This window comes from Paractinoplanes abujensis, from assembly GCF_014204895.1.
Classification (GTDB): Bacteria; Actinomycetota; Actinomycetes; order Mycobacteriales; family Micromonosporaceae; genus Actinoplanes; species Actinoplanes abujensis.
Map to the genome: position 1 here is coordinate 3,884,245 of NZ_JACHMF010000001.1, position 17,870 is coordinate 3,902,114.

A 17,870-nucleotide genomic window follows, 5' to 3' on the forward strand; every position below is an offset into this window, starting at 1 on the left:
GCGCCGGGTTGAGGCGCGTTGCCAGGCGGTAGTCATCTGTCTGCTGTTTCAAGACGCGTGGCCAGGCCACCGGGCCGTGACTCGAACACGATCGCCAGTGGCGCGGCGAGAAACACCGAGGAGTACGTGCCGACGCCGATGCCGATCAGCAGGGCCAGCGCGAAGTCGACGAGAGAGTCGCCACCGAGCACGGCGAGCGCGGTGAGAATGAAGACCGCGCCCAGGCCGGTGTTGACGGTACGGGGCACGGTGTGCAGGATGCCGGTGTTGACGAGCTTCGCGAACGGAGTGCCGCGCCGGTCCTTCGCCCGGACCAGCTCACGGATCCGGTCGAAGGTGACCACCGAGTCGTTGACCGAGTATCCGATGACGGTCAGCAAGGCCGCCAGAAACACCCCGTCGACAGGTCGCCCCAGCCAGGCGAACACGCCCACGACCAGCAGCACGTCGTGGAGCATCGCGAGTACGGTGGCCGCACCCCACTGCCGGCGGAACCTGACGGCCAGGTAGACGAGCTGGGCGGCGAGCGCCACGCCGAGCGCGATCAGGGCGTTGCGGCGCAGCTCCTCGCCGAGGGTGGGGCCGATCTTCTCGTCGCGCAGCCGCTGGATGTCGTGGCCACTCGCCTCGGCCAGCGCGGACCGCACCCCCGCCTCGGTCTCCTCCCCGAAGGCGCCGGCGCGGACGCTGATGTTGCCGTCACCGGAGGTGTTGACCACCGCCCGCTCCAGCCCGGCCGACGCGACCGCGTCCCGTGCGGCGTCGGCGGACAGCGGGGCGGTGGCGGCGTACTCGACCAGGCGGCCGCCGGTGAATTCCACACCGAGGTTCAGCCCGCGGAGCCCGATGCCGGCCACGGCGAGGACCACCGCCGCGGCCGACACCCCCAGCCACAGCCGGCGGCGCCCCATGAGGTCCGGATCGCCGGACTCCAGCCTCCGCCGGACCCAGCCGATGCCGCCGAGGCCGCTCCAGGACGGCCGCCGGTTCAACCAGCGGCTGCCGACGAGCGGTGACGCGAGCGCCCGGGTCAGCACCAGAGCGGTGAACATGGACACCAGCACACCGATGGACAGGGTGATCCCGAAGCCGCGCACCGGGCCGGAGGCGAGGAAGAACAGCAGCCCGGCCGAGAGCAGCGTGGTGATGGTGGAGTCGATGATCGCCGACCAGGCGTTGGTGAACCCACCCCGCAAAGCGGTACGCAAACTACGGCGGGCGCCGCGGCCGGCGTACTCCTCCCGGGCCCGCTCGAAGACGAGCACGTTCGCGTCCAGGGCCATACCGATCGCGAGGACGAAACCGGCCAGCCCGGGCAGGGTGAGGGTGGACCCGATCGCCAGCAGCGCGGCGTAGGAGATGGCGCCGTAGCAGACCAGCGCGATCGCAGCGATCCCACCGACGAACCGGTACACGCCGACGATGAACAGGATGGTCGCGATCATGCCCAGGATCGCGGCCGCCGCGGACGCCTCGATCGCCGCTTCGCCCAGGCTGGGGCCGACCGTACGCTGCTCGATGACCTCGACCGGGACCGGCAGCCCGCCCGCGCGGATCAACAGGGCGAGATCCTTCGCCTCGGTCTCGGTGAAGGTGCCGGTTATCTGAGTGCGCCCGCCGGCGATACCGGTGTCGCAGGCGACGTCCTCATCGACCTGCGGCGAGGAGATCACCTGCTGATCCAGGACGATGGCGACCCGCCGTCCGGGCTCACCGGGGGCGGCGCAGGCGGCGTCGGCGGTCAGCTTGCGCCAGGCCTCGCCGCCGGTGCCGCGGAAGTCCAGGCCGACCTGCCATCCGGCGAACTGGTCGACCGCCGCGGTGGCGCCGTCGACCTGCTGGCCGGAGAGTGCGGCGGCGCCCAGCCGCAGCCGTTCGCCGCTCCCGGCCGGGAGGACGAGCTCCCCGCCGGGCTTCTCCGGATCACCCGGGCCGGGTTCGCCGCTCGGCGCCGGCTGTGCGCTGCGGCCCGGGCCGGCAGACGGTTCTGCGGCGACGACGCCGAGAACGGGGTGAAACGTCAACTGGGCGGTACGGCCGATGACGCGTACCGCTTCGGCCGGATCGGTGATACCGGGCAGTTCCACGATGATGCGGCGATCACCGGAACGGGCCAGCGTCGGCTCGGCCACGCCGAGCTCGTCGACCCGGCGGCGCAGCACCTCGAGCGCCTCGTCGGTGGTGGCGGAGGTCGCCCGGGCGAATTGGCCGTCCCGGGTCTCGAGAACAATCTGGGTACCGCCGCGCAGATCAAGCCCGAGCCGGGGCGAACGGGTGGCAATCAGCCACCCCGAGACCACCAGCACGACCAGGGCGAGAAGTGCGCGCACGGCAGTAGCGCGCGACATTTCGGATGCTCCTCGACACGGATGAGCCCACGGTCACCGGTCGGACACGGCACCGCGGGAGAAAGGGAAAGGACACAACTACGCCGAGAAGCGTGGCGGTGCCCGTCCCCCAACCGTGTGGCGCAGCAGCGACGGCTTCGCCGCGGACATCGATGTCGTGGCGACCGGCCACCGCACGCGTCGCCGCAAACCGAACAGCAGCGCCACGACCGCGGCCGCGAACAGCAGCAGCGCCGGCGCCAAGGGCTTACCGGCCGGCCGCAAGTCCACCGGCATCGGCGTCCCCGCCGAGGGCACGACGGCGGCCACCGTCAGGCGGGGCAGGCTGTCAGCGGTGGACGTCTCGTCGTGACCGGCACTGCTCAGTGCGGCCCAGGCGATCGTGAGAACCAGCACGAGCGGCAGCACCCCAGCCCGGCACACCTGCCGCACCCGCTGCTCAGCCCGCACGCTGCCCCTCCTCGCCGCAGCAACGATCGTACCCGTCGCCGCGTACGATGTGAGGCCACGGACCGCAGTGAGCGAGGGCCGGGCCAGGCCGGCGACAACGTTCCACCTGGTGATCGGCTCGATCGGAGGGGGACGCATGCCGTCACCGGGCCCGTCCCGACCGCCGACCCTCGATGAGGTCGCCGAGCGCGCAGGGGTGTCGCGCACCGTCGTCTCGCGCGTCGTCAACAATGGACCGCACGTCAGCCGGGCCAAACGCGACGCGGTCGAGAAGGCGATCCGGGAGCTCCGGTACACGCCCAACCGGGCCGCCCGGGCTCTGGTCACCCGTCAGACGGGCGTGGTGGTGCTGGTGGTCTCCGGCGACGGGCCGGAGGTGTTCACGGACCCGTTCTTCGCCCAGATCATCGCCGGTGTTGCCGCGGCGCTGGAGAAGACCGACCTCAATCTCATGCTGAGCCTGGCCACGCCCGTTCACGGCCGGCAGCGCCTCGAGGCCTTCCTGCGGACCCGGGGGGCGGACGGGGTGATGCTGGTGGCGATGCGTGGTGAGGACCCGCTGATCGACATCGCCGCGAAGTCCGGGCTGCCGACGGTCTTCGTGGGGCTGCCGATGCACGGAACGCCACCGTTTTACGTCGACGTCGACAACGCCGGCGGGTCTCGCGCGGCGACCGAGCATCTCCTGCGGTCCGGCCGGCGACGCATCGCCATGATCACCGGACCGGAGGACACCGCGGTGGCCCGCGAACGTCTTCGAGGCTATGCCGAGGCCTTGATGCTGGCCGGGCTCGGCCCGTACGCCACCGAGCCCGGCGACTTCCTGGAACAGAGCGGCGCCGCCGCGATGCGCGCGCTGTTGAGCGCGCACCCCGACCTCGACGGCGTCGTCGCCGCCAACGACAACATGGCAGCAGGCGCCCTGCGAGTATTGCGTGAGGCCGGCCGCACGGTGCCAGGCGATGTGGCAGTGGTCGGCTTCGACGATCTGCTGGTCGCTGTGCACACCGACCCGAAACTCACCACCGTGCACCAGCCGGTGCAGGCTCTGGGGCGTGAAGCAGCCCGCATGCTGATCGATCTGCTGGACGGCGCTCAGCCGGAGCCTTTCGTCCTGTCGACCAAAATGGTGGTCCGGGAGTCGGCCTGACGAGCGCCCTACCGCGAACGGGCGTAATGCGCGGCGACGCGGGCCAGCTCGTGACCGCGCCCCTTCATGTATCGCTGTTGCACCCAGGCGGTGAACGCGGCCCGGGCGGCCGGTGACGAGCCCGGCGACCAGGCCTCTTCCTTGATCACGTCGAAGTAGGTGAGCAGCTTGAGGTCGGGAAAGGCGCCCGACCGCAGCGCCGTGTCCATGTCCCCGAGCCACCGGGCCTTGTCGCCGCCGTCCTCGGTCGACGCGAACTCGCCCAGCATGACCGGCCGCTTCGGAGCAACGGAACGGGCTTTCGCGTACGCGGTGGCGAACGCCGCCTCGAAGCTCGTCCAGTGGTCGCCGGCCGGATCCCACGAGGGACCGAAACCCCAGTTGTAGCCGTCGATACCGACCCAGTCGACATAGGCGTCACCGGGGTAGGCGGCGGCCGGGTCGTTGTAGGCCTCGTCCGGTGACGAGCCGTTGTTGAACGCCCACACCCACTGCACGTTGCGGGCGCCGGCCGCCCGGGCCAGATCATGGACATGCCGGTACGCCCGTACGTACAGCGAGGGGTCGGCGTTGTTGTTCGCGATGCCCCACGGGTACCAGTTGCCGTTGAACTCGTGACCCCAGCGAACCAGGACGGGCAGGCGCACGGCGGCGAACTCGCGGGCCCGCGCTGAGATGTAACCGTCCCAGGCGCCGTCGATGATGTCGGTCAGATGGATCTGCGCGGGGTCGTTCACCCCGAGCGCAGTGTTCCAGGGCTCCCAGGTGTAGTGCGGCATGATGCCGCGCCGCCACAGCTGTCTGGCTTCGGTCACCGGGAAGGCCCGCCCACTGGCCCAGCTGTCGAACCACATCACGCTGGCCGGAGTGACGCCGTACTGGCGGCTGACGTCGGCAGCGGTCGCCGTCGGGTCCTTCTCCTGGAACACGCCCAGATATCGGGTCGCGACCGGGCCGCGGACCGGCGCGGCCGATGCCCCGGCCGCCTCCGACACCACCAGCGCGCCCGCGGCCGCCGCCACGGTCAGGAGTGATCGCCTCCGCATACCTGCCTCCGTCCCTGAGCGCTCCATCAGACTGGAAGCGCTTCCGGTGTCAAGGTAAGACTTGCGATCATCTATGTAAAGCCCGGATTGCCGAGCGAATACGGCTGGGCTCCCCGGGTGCAGCCGCATCCTTGACAACGTTAACGGCGCGGTTACAAACTCAGACTGGTAGCGCTTCCAGTGACACGTTCCCCTACGCCGTGCCCACCCGTCCCCGGCACGGTGAATCCCCGCACGGAACTGGAGACATCAGTGGCCCTCATCCGATCTCGCCTGCCCCAAGCGGTCGCGGCCGCCGTCCTCGGCATCACCGCCGTCCTGACCGGACCCGGCGCGGCGCCGGCCGAAGCGGCCATCGGCCCGAGCTTCGTCGACAACTTCGACGCCTTCACCACCGGTCGCTGGCACAAGGCCGACGGCTACAGCAACGGCAGCATGTTCAACGCCGGCTGGCGGGCCGACCACGTCTGGTTCAACGGCGGTGTCATGGGCCTCAACCTGGACACCACGCCGTGCCCGAGCGGCTGCTCCGGCAAGCCGTACGCCTCCGGCGAGTACCGAACCAACGATCTGTACTCGTACGGCCGCTTCGAGGCACGCATGAAAGCCGTCAAGAACCCGGGCGCCGTAACCTCGTTCTTCACCTACACCGGACCCAGCGACGGCCAGCCCTGGGACGAGATCGACGTGGAGATCCTCGGCAAGAACACCACCCAGATGCAGGTCAACTACTTCACCAACGGCGCCGGCGGCCACGAGACAGTCATCAACCTGGGCTTCGACGCCGCCGCGGGATACCACAACTACGCGTTCGAATGGTGGAACGGCGGCACCATCAACTGGTTCGTCGACGGACGACTCGTCCACCAGGAGAACGGCTCGCGCGGGCCGCTGCCCACCCGCCCGCAGCGCGTCATGATGAACCTCTGGCCCGGCATCGGCGTGGACAGCTGGCTGCAGCCCTTCACCTATCCCGGCACCAAACTGACCGCCACCTACGACTGGGTCAAATACACCAAATACTGACCGAACACGCTCCCCCGCCGATCGCCCCACCGCGGCGGGGGAAGCTCACCGTCACGCGCGCGACCACGCCTGGTTGGATCCGCCCGTGCAATCCCACAACTGAATCCGGGAACCGTTCGCGGTGCCGCTCTGAACGACGTCGAGACAGCGCCCGGAGGCCACTGAAGTGACGGTGCCGTTGGTGTTGACGCTCCACTGCTGGTTGGCGCCGCCGTTGCAGTCATAGATGACGACCGCGGTGCCGTTGGCGGCCCCCCGGCCACGAGCGTCGAGGCACTTGGTGCCGTACACGCGCAACTCCCGGGCGGAGGTGCCGGTCCACTGCTGGTTGGTGCCGCTGTTGCAGTCGTAGATGGCGATCTGGGTGTTGTTGACGGTGGTGGCGCCGGGAACGTCCAGGCAGCGGCCCGACCCGCCGTTGCGGAACCGGTTGCCGGGCTGCGGCTCGGTGCCGGTGAGCCCCCACGCGTAGCGCAGCCGGCCCGCGCCGGTGAGGTTGGGCGTGGTCAGCGACAGGTTGGTGCCGCTGCCTTGCAGCTTCTGCATGGCGTACCAGTCGTCGCTCTGCCCGGCGGTGATCTTGCCGCCGAGGCCGGGCCAGTAGACCGATCCCATGCCGAGCTCACGCAGCACCTGGGTGGTGGCCCGGAAGTAACGGACGAAGTTGTCGGTGCTGCCGGCGTCGTCGTAGTTGAGCCCGGAGTCCATCGGGGCGCCGAACTCGTCGATGACGGTGCGGCCGGCACACGAGCCGACCGCATCGCGCAGGAAGCTCACCCACCCGTCGTACGTCTTGGCGCCGCTGAAGAACGTGTAGTGGTGCAGGGACAGGTAAGTCCCGTCGAAGCGGCTGTCCGCGCACATCGTCTTGATGTCCTGGTTGAGCCCGGAGCCGCTGATGAACACGCGGTTGCGCGGCACCGACGGCCGAGCGGCGAGCCACGCGGCGGCCACGTTCTTCCACTCGGCGGCGCTGTAACCCGCGGGCTCGTTCATCGGCTCGAAGAGGACCAGCGGGTTCGCCCCGTACTTGGCCACGACCGTGTCCCACATCGCGTTGTAGGCGGTGGTGTCGGTGATCCGGCCACCGGAGGACGCCCGGCCGTCGTCCCAGAACGAGAGGATGACCTTCATCCCGCGGGCGGTGGCCGAGTCCATGACGCCGGTGTAGGAATTCCACCACGCGGTGCCGACGGACGCGGTGTTGACCGGTAACCGGACGGTGTTCGCGCCCAGATTGCGCTCGAAGCCGGCGAGGACGGCATCTGCCTTGGCCCGCACGGTGGAGTAACCGTCACTGCTGCTCAGCCCGTACAGGACCAGGGGTTCGCCGGTGAAGTTGTCGCCGGCCCGGGCCCAGTTGACCCCGCGGAACTGGCTGGTGGCCGCCGATGCGCCCGGCGGGCAAGCCACGAGCGCCAGCGGAACGGCCGCGAGAGCCGCCGCGGCACCGGCCACTGCGGTGACGAACCGGCCGGTCAGTCGGAACATGGTGCCCTCCGGCAGCAGCGGGATTACATCGGCAAGCTTCTATGTAAGGTAGCCGACGACGACATGCTGCGCAGCACACCGGATAGAGGCGATCCTGCGGCCCCTCGTCGTACCGGAGGCCGGTGACCGCCGTGATGATCGGCCAGATGAAGTCCTCGTCCGGGCCCCCGGACGGCAGTCCTGCTACGGCCGGGTCGCCGCCCATTGTCCACGGCAGCAGCGCGTTCAGCTGAGGGCGGTGATCGCCGTGGTGAGCGCCAGATGGCTCAGGGCCTGGGGCAGGTTGCCCCAGAAGCTGTGGTCGTCCTCGTCGATCATTTCCGACCACAGGCCCACGTCGTTGGCCAGCGAGATCAGCGGGTCCATCCGATTCAGGGCCTCGGCGCGGCGGTCGAGGTGGACCAGCGAGGTGACTATCCAGAAGGCGCAGGCGGTGAAGGTCTTCTCCTGCTCGCGGGCGCCGCTGAAGCGGTACATCAGCGGGCCGGCGGACAGTTCGGCCAGCAGCGCGTCGACGGTGGCGGACATGCGTTCCCCGGCGTCGAAGCCACCCTTGCGGGCATGCAGCAGGACGGACGTGTCCAGCTCAGTGGTACCCGCGTACCACGTGTAGGCGCGGCGCTCCGGTGACCAGCAGTGCTCGTCGATCCATCGGCGGATCCGGCCGGCCTCGTCGCGCCATCGCTGCGCGTTCCCCGGCAGGTGATCGTTGTCGGCCAGTTCGGACGCATAGGTCAGCGCTTGCCAGCAGGCCATCTTCGAGCTCGTGTAGTGCCGGATCTCCGGCAGTTCCCACATGCCGGAATCGGGCCGCTGCCAGATGTCGCAGACGGTGTCGGCCGCGCCGGCCAGGAACCGGGCACTGTCCAGATCGAGGACGTTGCCGCCGTGCACGTAAGTGCGGACGAGATCGAACAGATCGCCGTAGACGCCCAGTTGCAACTGCTCGGCGGCCGGGTTTCCGGTCACCACGGGGCCGATGCCGCGCCATCCGGGAACGTCATGACGGATGACCGGGCCGGGCTGGGTGCCGTCGAGGCGGGCCAGCACGGGAAGGTCACCGTCGTGGTCCCGGGCGACCCGCAGCAGCCAGGTCACGCTCGCGTGGACGTCCTCGAACTCGCCGTAGGCGAGCAGGCAGTGCAACGTGTAGGTGGCGTCGCGCAGCCAGGCGAGCCGGTAGTCCCAGTTCTTTCCGCCGGTTGCGCTTTCCGGCAGCGATGTGGTGGCCGCGGCGGCGATGGCGCCGGTCTGCCGGTGGGCGAGCAGTTTGAGCATCACCATGGTCCGTAGCGCCTCGTCGCGCCACGGCCCGTCGTAGGTGAACTGTGACGACCAGCGCTCCCAGGCCGCCCGGGTGTGCCGCACATTGGCCAGGATCTGGGCCGGGTCGGCCATCCGGACCGGCTCGCTTCGGGCGGCCACCAGCGCGACCAGGTGCTCGGAGCCGGCGGCGGTGGTGAACCGGGCAGCGATGCGGCGGTCGTGCTGGACCGGATCGCCGGCGGCCTGAGTGCGCACAGCCATGGTCACCGCATCCATGCGCAGAACCGGACCACTCCCGGTCTGCTGCAGCCACGGGGACACCGTGCCGAGCCCGGTCCCCGGAGCGATCTCCCAGATCATGTCGACCGATCCGCGCACACCGGTGACGACGCGGGCGAACTCGCTCCACGGCAGTCGCCCGGTCACGCCCAGGTTGAGCGAGTCGGTGACCTCGACGACCCCGCGCTCGGTCGTGTATGTGGTCACGAGGATCGCGGTTCCGGGAAGGTAGCGTCGTTCGGTCGTGAACGGATCGGCCGGCGCCAGCAGGAACGAGCCGCCGCCGGCCGCGTCGAGCAGCCGGGCAAAGACCGGAATCGCGTCCAGGTCGGGCAGCGGCAGCCAGTCGACCGAGCCGTCGGTGGCCACCAGAGCGACCGTGCGCAGATCACCGATCGCCGCGTACGAGCGCAGGTCCGCGTACCCCGCCGCGTCACGCCGCGACATCAGATGTGAGCCACCGATCCCGCGTCGACCCGCCAGTTGGAACCGTTGACGAAGCTGGCCTGCTCGGAGCAGAGGAAGGCGATCACCGACGCGACCTCGGCGGGCTCACCACGCCGGCCCAGCGTCATGTGCGGCCGCTCGTCGGCCAGGAAGGACGCGATCGCCTCGTCGAACGACGTACCGTTCTCGTCCGCCCGCTTACGCATCATCACGTCGGTCATCGGCGTGCGCACGAACGCCGGCGAGACGCAGTTGACCCGTCCCCACCCGCCGCGATGCAGGCCGGCAGCACGGCCCGGGTCACCCGCACCGGCGCCAGCAGGTCCGCGGCCTTCTCGGGTTCATCGGCATCCCGATCGGACAAAACCATTGTTGCGCCCTCGGCCAGCAAGACCTTTGCGGTCTCCCACCCGATTCCCGAGTCGCCGCCCGTGACCAGCGCCGCTCGTCCCTGCAAGCCCAGTTCCACGACCGCCTAGTGCCCCGCCGATCATGGCCGAAACAACGGGGTCCCCGCCTCGGTCAGCCGGCCCGCTCGGCTGTGACCGGGAGGGCCCGGCGAGCGAACACCGTGGGCGGTTTGGGGGCAATGCCGCAGGGAACCGTCGACTACAGCCGGCGACGTCCGGGACCGGCCCCAGACACGAGGAGACGAACCGAGCATGGCCAAGTTCGGATACACCCTGATGACGGAACAGAGCGGTCCCAAGGATCTCGTGCGTTACGCGGTCCAGGCCGAAGACCTCGGCTTCGACTTCGAGGTCTCCAGCGACCATTACTCACCGTGGCTGACCGAGCAGGGTCATGCCCCGTACGCCTGGACGGTGCTCGGCGCGGTCGCCCATGCCACCTCACGAGTCGAGCTCGCCACCTACGTGACCTGTCCCATTCAGCGCTACCACCCGGCCGTGGTCGCGCAGAAAGCCGCAACCCTGCAGGAGCTGGCGGACGGCCGGTTCATCCTCGGCCTCGGTTCCGGCGAGAACCTCAACGAGCACGTCACCGGCGAGGGCTGGCCCCCGATCGCCCAGCGGCAGGACATGCTCGAAGAGGCCGTCACCATCATCCGTGCCCTGCACACCGGTGATTTGGTCACGTGGGAGGGCAACTACTTCCGGGTCGACTCGGCCCGCATCTGGGACGCGCCCGAGGGCGGTGTGCCGATCGCGCTGGCCGTCTCCGGGGACAAGTCGATCGAACGCTTCGCGCCGCTGGGCGACCACCTGATCGCCGTGGAGCCGGACGGTGACCTGGTGTCCGGCTGGGCCGGCGCGAAGCCGCAGGGCGCCGCCGCGTCGCGGGCGATCGGCCAGATCCCGATCTGCTGGGCGCCGGACAAGCAGCAGGCGATCGAACTGGCCCACGAGCAGTTCCGCTGGTTCGGCGGCGGCTGGGGGGTCAACGCCGACCTGCCCACTCCGGCCGGGTTCCAGGCCGCCAGCCAGTTCGTGCGCGAGGAAGACGTCGCCGGCTCGATCGCTTGCGGCCCGGACCTCGACGAGCTGGCCGAGAGCGTCAAGCCGTACCTGGAGGCCGGCTTCACCGACGTGGCCCTGGTCCAGGTCGGCGACGCCCTCCAGCAGCGCTTCCTCGACGAGGCAGCCGGCCCTCTGCTCGAACGGCTCCGCAAGCTCAGCCAGTAACTCGGTCGCCCACTGCCGTTGTTCGCTCAGGCGGCCGGTCGCTCCGGCCCGGATCGGTTACCGGGGTCACCGGCTCCGGCCGGTTGTGCTTGAGCGCCGGGTACGGGCAGAACACCGGGCACCGCGATCGGCAGCACCGGCAGCGCGCTGCCGGGCAGAACCAGGGAAACGGCCGGCAGCGCCACCCCGAAGACGATCTCGCTGCGGTGGGCAGTCAGTGCCTGCCGCAGCGAGGGATTGCCGTGAGCGGCCGGTTGCGGGTGAACAGCACGGGCGCCGGGCTGCGGGATCAGGCCAGGCGGCCGGGGCGGCCGAGGTGGTAGCCCTGCCCGTAGGTGACGCCGAGGTCGGTCAGGCGGTCGAGTTCAGCCGCGGTCTCGATGCCTTCGGCGATGAGGTCGACGCCCGTACGGCGGGCGAAGTCGGTCAGCGACCGGGCGAGGGCGGCTTTGGCCGCGTCGGTGTCGATGTCACGGACGAGGTTGATGTCCAGTTTGATCAGGTCGGGCTGCAGGCGCAGGATGTGGTGCAGCCCGGCGTAGCCGGCGCCGGCGTCGTCGACGCTCAGCCGGATGCCGGCTTGCCGCAGCGGATCGAGGGCCGTGAGAAGCTCGGCGTAGTCCGCGACCCGGGTGTGTTCGGTGACCTCGACGGTCAGATGCCGGCCGGCGTGGGCGAGCAGCGTGTCGCGGACCTGCCCGTCCAGCAGGGCTTCGGCTGACAGGTTCACGGCCAGCCAGCGGTCCGCCGGTACGTCCGGCAACCGGCGGAGAGCTTGCCGGACCGCGAGCAGTTCCAGAGGAACGCCGAGACCGCTCCGGGCGGCCGCGGCGAACGCCTTGTCGGGGCCGGTGAAGGCGGCCGGCTCGAACCGGGCCAGCGCCTCCAGTCCGATGGTCTGCCGATCGTGCAGCCGGACGACGGGCTGGAACACCATGTGCACGGCCTCGGCGTTCAGCACGGCCTGCACGGTGCGCCGGGCGGAGGTGGCTGCGTGATGGTGCTGGGCCAGGGGGCTGCCCAGGTGCACGGCGATGAGGTCGGCGATCAGCCCGAGATACTTGAGGGTCTGGGTGTCGAGCGCGGGGTCGCGGTGGCGGCTGACGCAGCACAGCATGCCGGCGACGGTGCCGTCCGGGCGGCGCCAGGGCACTCCGGCGTAGGAGCCGATCCGCAGATCCTGGGTGACAGCCAGATCGCGCGTGGTCAGGTGGCGGCGGGCGTCTTCGACCACCGGCGGCAGCGTCCCCGCCAGCACCCGAACGCAGTAGGAGCCGCTCAGGTCGGTGCCCCGGCCGACCGGGATGTTCATGGCCTCGATCTCGCCGGTGGCCGCGCTGATCGTCTGCTGGTCGGCGGTGAAGGTCGACACCCAGGCCACTTCCACCCCGAGGTGACGCCGGACCAGGTCCAGGAGGCGTTCGACCTCGACCCGGTCCGGATCCTCCGGGTGCCACCCGTGAGCGTTCTTGATCGGTGCTTCGAGCATGCTCGGCCCTCCCTGCTCGGTCCGGCAGCCCATCCACCGTACGTAAGTCAATACCGGCGATCGCCGTTCTGAACTCTTCGGACGATCCCTCGCCGATCTGAGCGCTCCATGCCGCTGATTGCATCAAGAGCAGGAGCGGTGGCACGCCCACATGGGCGCGCCACCGCTCCGGTCCCGTCAGGTCACTGCTTCCTCATCAGGGTCCGGTCGTCAGGTAGGTGACCTGGTTCCCGCTGTTGACGGTGCCGCCGTTGTTGTTGATGACGCGGTTGATGGTTCCTGTTCCGCCGAGCGAGACGGTCACCATGTTGCGGAACTGGATTCCGGGCTTGGCCGGGACCTCGAACGCGCGCTCGTTGACGACCGACGGGTTGACGTTGAAGAACGCATACGAGCCGAGCCCCCACGCCTGGTGGTTGTTGACCGTGTCGGCCACCTTGTATGCGGCGTAGCCGCGGGTGGAGCCGTTCATGTAGGCGGCCTGGTTCGGCGGGTCGTACGGCATCTCGTTCTGGTAGAAGTAGGTGCGGCCGTTCTCGCCGTTCCAAATGGTCTGATATTTCTGGTAGTGCTCGACGAACAAGCCGTAGAAGGTCACGTCGTCGCCGGTCACGACCAGGCCGGTGTCGGCGGTGTTGATGGTCCAGCCGACCGTGCCGCCGTTGCCGTGGTCGGCACGCCAGATCCAGGTGTGGTCGCCGATCACGTCGTCGCTGTTGATCTGCAGGCTGGTCGTCGCCTTGCCCGCGATCGAGCCGCCGATCCGGAAGAACACGTCGTGCAGCGAGGCCGGGTTGGCCGCGTGGTCGGCCGCGGAGCCCGTCGGGCCGACCTCCAGGAGCAAAGGCGAGTTGGTGGTGCCGGCGTCGAACATGATTCCGGCCACCTTGACCCCGTCGACGTCGGCCACGCGCATCGGCACGATGCCGCCCTGCGGCACGAACGTGGCCAGGCCGAGGCCGAGCACCACGGTGTTGGCCCGGGTGACGTTGATCGTCTGGTTCACGTTGTAGGTGCCGGGCGTCACCAGTAGGTGCTTTCCCGCCGCCAGGGCTGCGTTGATGGTGGCCGCGCTGTCGCCCGGGCGCACGATGAAGAACTCGCTCAACGAGATCGACTCCCCGGCGGGGTTACCCGACGCCCAGCTGATCCCGCTGGTGTTGCGGCGAACCGCCGGGACGAACACCCGGTACGCGCCCGCCGCGTCGACGTACAGGTACGGCTTCTCCCGGACCACCGGGGCCTGCCCCACATTGGTGTACGGCGGGTTCGGGAACGAGGTGCCCGGGGCGCCCTGCACGCCGACGAACACCTGGTTCCAGTTGGAGCCGGTCCACGAGCCGATCTGGGAGTTACGGGTGATCCACTGCTGCTGGGTGCCGGACTGGATCTGACCGTCGATCTTCGAGTCGGAGATCCAGCCGCCGGAGGACCAGCCACCGTCGGACAACGCCAGGTTTCCCCGTACGTGCATCCGCCGGTACGGGGCCGCCTGCGACACCGACCACCGGTCGAGGCCACCGGTCGGCTGGACGTTCAGTCCCTCGGCCGACCGCCAGAAGTTCTGGGTGGCGTTCTGCGAGCCGTCCGGCCACCAGTCCGCCTCGACGTGCACCCGGCCGTTGATCGTCGTCTGGTCCGGGGTGAGCCCGAGCCCGGCGACCTGGGTGAAGAAGCCGACGTTGGCGTCAGTGGTGTAGGTGCCCGGCTTGAACAGCAGGGCGTACCGCTGCGGGCCGAACTGGTTGGTCACCTGCTGCTGGAACACCTGGTTCAGCCGGTTCTGGATGGTCGCGGCCGACATCGACGGGTCGAAGACCGACACGTTGGGGCCGAGGTCCGGGTTCGTCACCGGTGAGCCGGGCGACGACGGCGGCGTGGTCGGCGGCGGGGTGGTGCCGCCGGACCGCGTCCACTGCTGGTTGGCCGTGCCGGCGCAGGCCCAGATCTGCACCCGGGAGCCGTTGGCCGTGCCGTTGTCCTTCACGTCCAGGCATTTGCCGTTGGCCTGGTTCACCAGCGCTCCCGACGCGTTCAACGTCCACTTCTGGGTGGCGACGGTGTCGTAACAAGTCCACATGTGCGCGAGCGTGCCGTCGGCCGATCCGTTCGCCACCACGTCGAGGCACTTGCCTTGGGACTGGACCTGACCGTTGTCGGCGATGGTCCAGTTCTGGCTGTTCACCGTGCCGATGCAGTCCCAGATGTGCACGGCCGCGCCGTCCGCCGTGGAATTGTCCATGACGTCGAGGCAGCGGCCACTGCCGGCGTTGATCAGGGAGCCGGTGGTCGCGGCGAACGCGTTCGTCATCGTCACCGCGCCGACACCGGCGACCACCACGGCCGAGACGCCCATGGCGAGCACTGCGGAACGCCGGATCCGGCGTGGGGGATGCACTTCCGACATGCGAGATTCCTTCCCTGTACGGGGACAGGTTCCTGGGGGAAACCGGGGGGACGAAGAAGGCCGGCGCCGGGCAGCGCCGGCCTTCCCGGAGGGGTCGCCCGCGAGGCACGGGCGGCACCTCGGCACGCACCACCGAGGAGTGGCGCGCACCGTGCCTTCAGGGCGCCGGGCGCAAGAGAGATCGCCGGTGGGGTGGGGATGAGATGGCTGCCGCCGTCAGCACGAGGAACTCCAGTGGGATCAGTCGAACCGCACGACGGGTCGCGCGGTGAGTGACCCCCGTCGCGCCTGGTCGGCAGAAGCGACGGTCCTCGGACGGGTCGGCTTTCCCGTCGGACGGGCTGCCCGGCCCTCCCGACGGATTCATCAGAAGGAAACACGGTGGCGCCGAACACGTCAATAAGATTCAGAGAAATATTAGGACTTCAGTGAATCATCTGATGAAACATGCGTCAGGGCCGGGGACCCGTCGAATCCCGGATCACCAGCTCGGTCCCCAGCTCCACGTGCAAGGCTTCGATCTCGCCGCCGGTCAGCATGCGTTCGAGCAGACTCACGGCCATCCGGCCCATCTCCCCGAGCGGCTGGCGGACCGTGGTCAGCATCGGTTGCGTGATCCGGCTGAGCTCGATGTCGTCGAAGCCGGCCACGGACAGGTCGTCCGGCACGCGCAGCCCGCGCGCCGTCGCGGCCCGCAAGGCACCGACCGCCATCTTGTCGTTGAACGCCACCAGCGCCGTCGGCGGCTGCGGCAGGTCCAGCAGTTCCCCGGCGAGCCGGTAACCCTCCTCCACGGTCGGGTCGTCGGTCGAGCGCAGCAGTTCCCCGCTCGGCATCACCCCGGCCGCCATCAGGGGCGCGGTGTATCCGGCCAGCCGATCCGCGCTGACCCGCCACTGCGGCCGGCCACCGAGCACGCCGACCCGGCGGTGCCCCAGCTCGACCAGATGCGCGGCGATCCGCCGGGCCCCGTCGAAGTTGGCGGCCGACACCGCCACGACGTTGCCGGGCGGCGGCGTCAGCGGATCCACGATCACGAACGGGAAGCCGAGGTCACGCATCCGGGCCAGCTCCTGCCCCGTCTCCGCGGGCATGACGAGGACGGCTCCGCGAACCTGCGGCCAGCCCACCAGCGTGGGCAGCACGTCGGTGTGCCGCCACGCCGACTCCCCCGCGTCGACGACAGCATGCATCCCGCGCGCATGAAGCGCCTCGATCACCGTGGACACGATCAGCCCGAGGTAGTCGGTCAGAACGTACGGGCAGCGCACGTACACGCCGTTGTCGGCCCGCGGTGCGGCGGAGTTCGCTCGTCTGCGGGGGGCCCGGTCGCCGAGTCCACCCATGGCGGCCAGCACGCGCTCCCGGGTGGCGGCGGCCACGTTGTCCCGGCCGTTCAACACCCGCGACACCGTCGCGATCGACAGCCCGGTGCGAGCGGCCACGTCCCGGATGGTCAACCGCGCGGCTGCCTCATGTTTCATGAAACGATCGTAGATCCCCGGCAATGTTCTGAGAACCCGGAGAACGAGGCCCCACTGCCTGCTCAGGCGGGGATCACCGTCTGGCGGCGCAGCAGTCGCCGGGCCACTTCTCCAACGGCTGCGCTCCCGCGCCCAGCGGTTGTTTAGCTCGCCGCAGTGCTTCCCGGCATGCCATCGATCGACGTCGGCCCGGAAAGACGCCGCAACATCTGGTTGATGTCCTCTCACGACGCCGCCGGCCTTGGACGGCGTCACCTCGGTCCGCCGGCTGATCGGCCGTCCCCGGAGGTCGGCAACGCCTCCAGGACCACACGGCCGGTTGGCGTCCAGGTCTCGAAACCGCGCCGGTAGCGGCCGGGGCCGGTCTGCAGATCAGAGGTCAGCCGAAGTAGTCAGCGGCCCAGACGAACCGGGCCATCCCGGCGGCGACGGCCATCTGCTGGTCGGCAGGGCTGTCGCCGACCATGGTGGAGCGGGTGAGATCGATGCCGTGCGTTCTCGCGAGACCCTCGACCAGACCGGTCCTCGGCTTGCGGCAGACGCACCCGGCATCCCGACGATGCGTACAGGCCGCCCAGTCGGTGACCGCGCCGCCCGTCGCCTGCGACAACTGAGCCAGGTCGGCTTGCAGCTGCCGCTCGGTCAGGGTGCCCTCGGCGACGCCGGCCTGGTTGGTGACGACGAAGACCGGACTGCCCGCCAGCACGGCCAGCCGTTCGCGGACGCCGGGCAGGACGGTGACGCGGCCACGCTCGTCCCGGGCGATCTCGTCGCCGTCCAGGGCCAGCAAGGTGCCGCCGAGGTCGAAGAAGACGGCCGGCACGAGGGTCACGGCCGGAGTGTACGACCGACTTCCGCCGTGGCGACAGGGCACCAGGGTGGTGGGGCAGCGTCGGCGCACCGGCTCGGCCGAGCATCGCGCACAGGGCTTGGCAGAGACGAGGCTCGGAGATGGCGAGGCTCCCCGCAGCGCGGCCGGTTGCCGGCATCGTCACCCTGCTCCGGGAGCGGGAGCGATCGAGCACGCGCTCCGCGGCCCGCCGGCCTGTGACGAGCAGGCTGGCTGTCCGCCATCGGGCGAGGGGAATCGGCGTGGACTATGGCGACAAGCTCTTCTGGCTCTCGGTTCTGATTCAACGCAAGTACGCGCAGATCTTCGCCGAGTTCGACATGACCCCTTCGCAAGCCACGCTGCTCTGCGCGGTCAGGAACGACTCCCGGCACGGTACGAGGCACTGCCGCTGAGCGTTCTACCCAACGAACTCGACCGGACGATGTTCCGCCAGTTCGGGAGGGAGGCCGGACGCCCTTCGGACCTCTCCGTGGTGCGGGCGATCGAACCGG

At 69.8% G+C, this 17,870-nt stretch carries 15 protein-coding genes; 4 read left to right on the forward strand and 11 right to left on the reverse strand.

Annotation, left to right across the window (positions count from 1 at the left end):
• Positions 1–32: 32 nt before the first annotated feature.
• Both secD and BKA14_RS17320 read right to left on the reverse strand, forming a co-directional pair.
• The gene (gene secD, locus BKA14_RS17315) at positions 33–2,348 is read right to left on the reverse strand and encodes a protein translocase subunit SecD (RefSeq protein WP_184951965.1); all 2,316 of its coding nucleotides are present in this window, start codon (positions 2,346–2,348) and stop codon (positions 33–35) included.
• 78 nt (positions 2,349–2,426) lie between these two features.
• Positions 2,427–2,798, reverse strand: coding sequence for a hypothetical protein (locus BKA14_RS17320; protein WP_184951966.1), 372 nt, complete (start codon positions 2,796–2,798; stop codon positions 2,427–2,429).
• A gap of 136 nt (positions 2,799–2,934) precedes the next feature.
• On the opposite strand from BKA14_RS17320, the gene BKA14_RS17325 reads away from it, so the two are divergent.
• Complete coding sequence (locus tag BKA14_RS17325; protein WP_184951967.1) at positions 2,935–3,948, forward strand: LacI family DNA-binding transcriptional regulator; 1,014 nt, start codon at positions 2,935–2,937, stop codon at positions 3,946–3,948.
• Positions 3,949–3,956: 8 nt separating this feature from the next.
• Here the strand turns inward: BKA14_RS17325 and BKA14_RS17330 are convergent, their stop codons facing one another.
• Positions 3,957–4,994, reverse strand: coding sequence for a glycoside hydrolase family 26 protein (locus BKA14_RS17330; protein WP_184951968.1), 1,038 nt, complete (start codon positions 4,992–4,994; stop codon positions 3,957–3,959).
• 252 nt (positions 4,995–5,246) lie between these two features.
• On the opposite strand from BKA14_RS17330, the gene bglS reads away from it, so the two are divergent.
• The gene (bglS, locus tag BKA14_RS17335; RefSeq protein ID WP_184951969.1) at positions 5,247–6,020 is read left to right on the forward strand and encodes a beta-glucanase; all 774 of its coding nucleotides are present in this window, start codon (positions 5,247–5,249) and stop codon (positions 6,018–6,020) included.
• Positions 6,021–6,071: 51 nt separating this feature from the next.
• On the opposite strand, the gene BKA14_RS17340 is transcribed toward bglS, so the two are convergent.
• From BKA14_RS17340 to BKA14_RS45095, 4 genes are all read right to left on the reverse strand, one after another.
• A complete protein-coding gene (locus tag BKA14_RS17340; protein WP_184951971.1) occupies positions 6,072–7,511 on the reverse strand; it encodes a ricin-type beta-trefoil lectin domain protein in 1,440 nt (479 codons plus the stop codon).
• Positions 7,512–7,736: 225 nt separating this feature from the next.
• A complete protein-coding gene (locus tag BKA14_RS17345; protein ID WP_184951972.1) occupies positions 7,737–9,503 on the reverse strand; it encodes a glycoside hydrolase family 15 protein in 1,767 nt (588 codons plus the stop codon).
• The gene (locus BKA14_RS43235; protein WP_260417118.1) at positions 9,503–9,784 is read right to left on the reverse strand and encodes an SDR family oxidoreductase; all 282 of its coding nucleotides are present in this window, start codon (positions 9,782–9,784) and stop codon (positions 9,503–9,505) included. Before BKA14_RS43235 ends, BKA14_RS17345 begins: the two co-directional genes overlap by 1 nt.
• Positions 9,721–9,972: an SDR family NAD(P)-dependent oxidoreductase gene (locus BKA14_RS45095; protein WP_203722884.1), complete on the reverse strand. Its 252-nt coding sequence runs from the start codon at positions 9,970–9,972 to the stop codon at positions 9,721–9,723. The genes BKA14_RS43235 and BKA14_RS45095 overlap by 64 nt, the downstream gene beginning before the upstream one ends.
• 193 nt (positions 9,973–10,165) lie before the next feature.
• Between BKA14_RS45095 and BKA14_RS17355 the strand changes: the two genes are divergently transcribed.
• Entirely contained in the window at positions 10,166–11,146 is a 981-nt protein-coding gene (locus BKA14_RS17355; protein WP_184951973.1) for a TIGR03557 family F420-dependent LLM class oxidoreductase, read from the forward strand.
• A gap of 289 nt (positions 11,147–11,435) precedes the next feature.
• Here the strand turns inward: BKA14_RS17355 and BKA14_RS17360 are convergent, their stop codons facing one another.
• The 4 genes from BKA14_RS17360 to BKA14_RS17375 all read right to left on the reverse strand — a co-directional run bounded on the left by BKA14_RS17360 (position 11,436) and on the right by BKA14_RS17375 (position 17,358).
• Entirely contained in the window at positions 11,436–12,635 is a 1,200-nt protein-coding gene (locus BKA14_RS17360) for a sensor domain-containing phosphodiesterase (protein ID WP_184951974.1), read from the reverse strand.
• Positions 12,636–12,831: 196 nt separating this feature from the next.
• Positions 12,832–15,042: a pectate lyase-like domain-containing protein gene (locus tag BKA14_RS17365; protein ID WP_184951975.1), complete on the reverse strand. Its 2,211-nt coding sequence runs from the start codon at positions 15,040–15,042 to the stop codon at positions 12,832–12,834.
• A gap of 452 nt (positions 15,043–15,494) precedes the next feature.
• Complete coding sequence (locus BKA14_RS17370; protein WP_184951977.1) at positions 15,495–16,526, reverse strand: LacI family DNA-binding transcriptional regulator; 1,032 nt, start codon at positions 16,524–16,526, stop codon at positions 15,495–15,497.
• 379 nt (positions 16,527–16,905) lie between these two features.
• On the reverse strand, positions 16,906–17,358 hold the full coding sequence (locus BKA14_RS17375; RefSeq protein WP_184951979.1) for an HAD-IIIA family hydrolase: 453 nt from the start codon (positions 17,356–17,358) through the stop codon (positions 16,906–16,908).
• A gap of 260 nt (positions 17,359–17,618) precedes the next feature.
• Between BKA14_RS17375 and BKA14_RS17380 the strand changes: the two genes are divergently transcribed.
• Positions 17,619–17,771 (forward strand): hypothetical protein, encoded by a 153-nt coding sequence (locus BKA14_RS17380; protein ID WP_203722886.1) that lies wholly within the window; start codon positions 17,619–17,621, stop codon positions 17,769–17,771.
• The last annotated feature ends 99 nt before the right edge of the window (positions 17,772–17,870 follow it).

Excerpts from the sequence above, each read along its gene's own strand:
- secD (WP_184951965.1), bottom strand. The coding sequence starts at position 2,348 with ATGTCGCGCGCTACTGCCGTGCGCGCACTTCTCGCCCTGGTCGTGCTG.
- BKA14_RS17325 (WP_184951967.1), top strand. The coding sequence starts at position 2,935 with ATGCCGTCACCGGGCCCGTCCCGACCGCCGACCCTCGATGAGGTCGCC.
- BKA14_RS17330 (WP_184951968.1), bottom strand. The coding sequence starts at position 4,994 with ATGCGGAGGCGATCACTCCTGACCGTGGCGGCGGCCGCGGGCGCGCTG.
- BKA14_RS17340 (WP_184951971.1), bottom strand. The coding sequence starts at position 7,511 with ATGTTCCGACTGACCGGCCGGTTCGTCACCGCAGTGGCCGGTGCCGCG.
- BKA14_RS17345 (WP_184951972.1), bottom strand. The coding sequence starts at position 9,503 with ATGTCGCGGCGTGACGCGGCGGGGTACGCGGACCTGCGCTCGTACGCG.
- BKA14_RS17355 (WP_184951973.1), top strand. The coding sequence starts at position 10,166 with ATGGCCAAGTTCGGATACACCCTGATGACGGAACAGAGCGGTCCCAAG.
- BKA14_RS17360 (WP_184951974.1), bottom strand. The coding sequence starts at position 12,635 with ATGCTCGAAGCACCGATCAAGAACGCTCACGGGTGGCACCCGGAGGAT.
- BKA14_RS17365 (WP_184951975.1), bottom strand. The coding sequence starts at position 15,042 with ATGTCGGAAGTGCATCCCCCACGCCGGATCCGGCGTTCCGCAGTGCTC.
- BKA14_RS17370 (WP_184951977.1), bottom strand. The coding sequence starts at position 16,526 with ATGAAACATGAGGCAGCCGCGCGGTTGACCATCCGGGACGTGGCCGCT.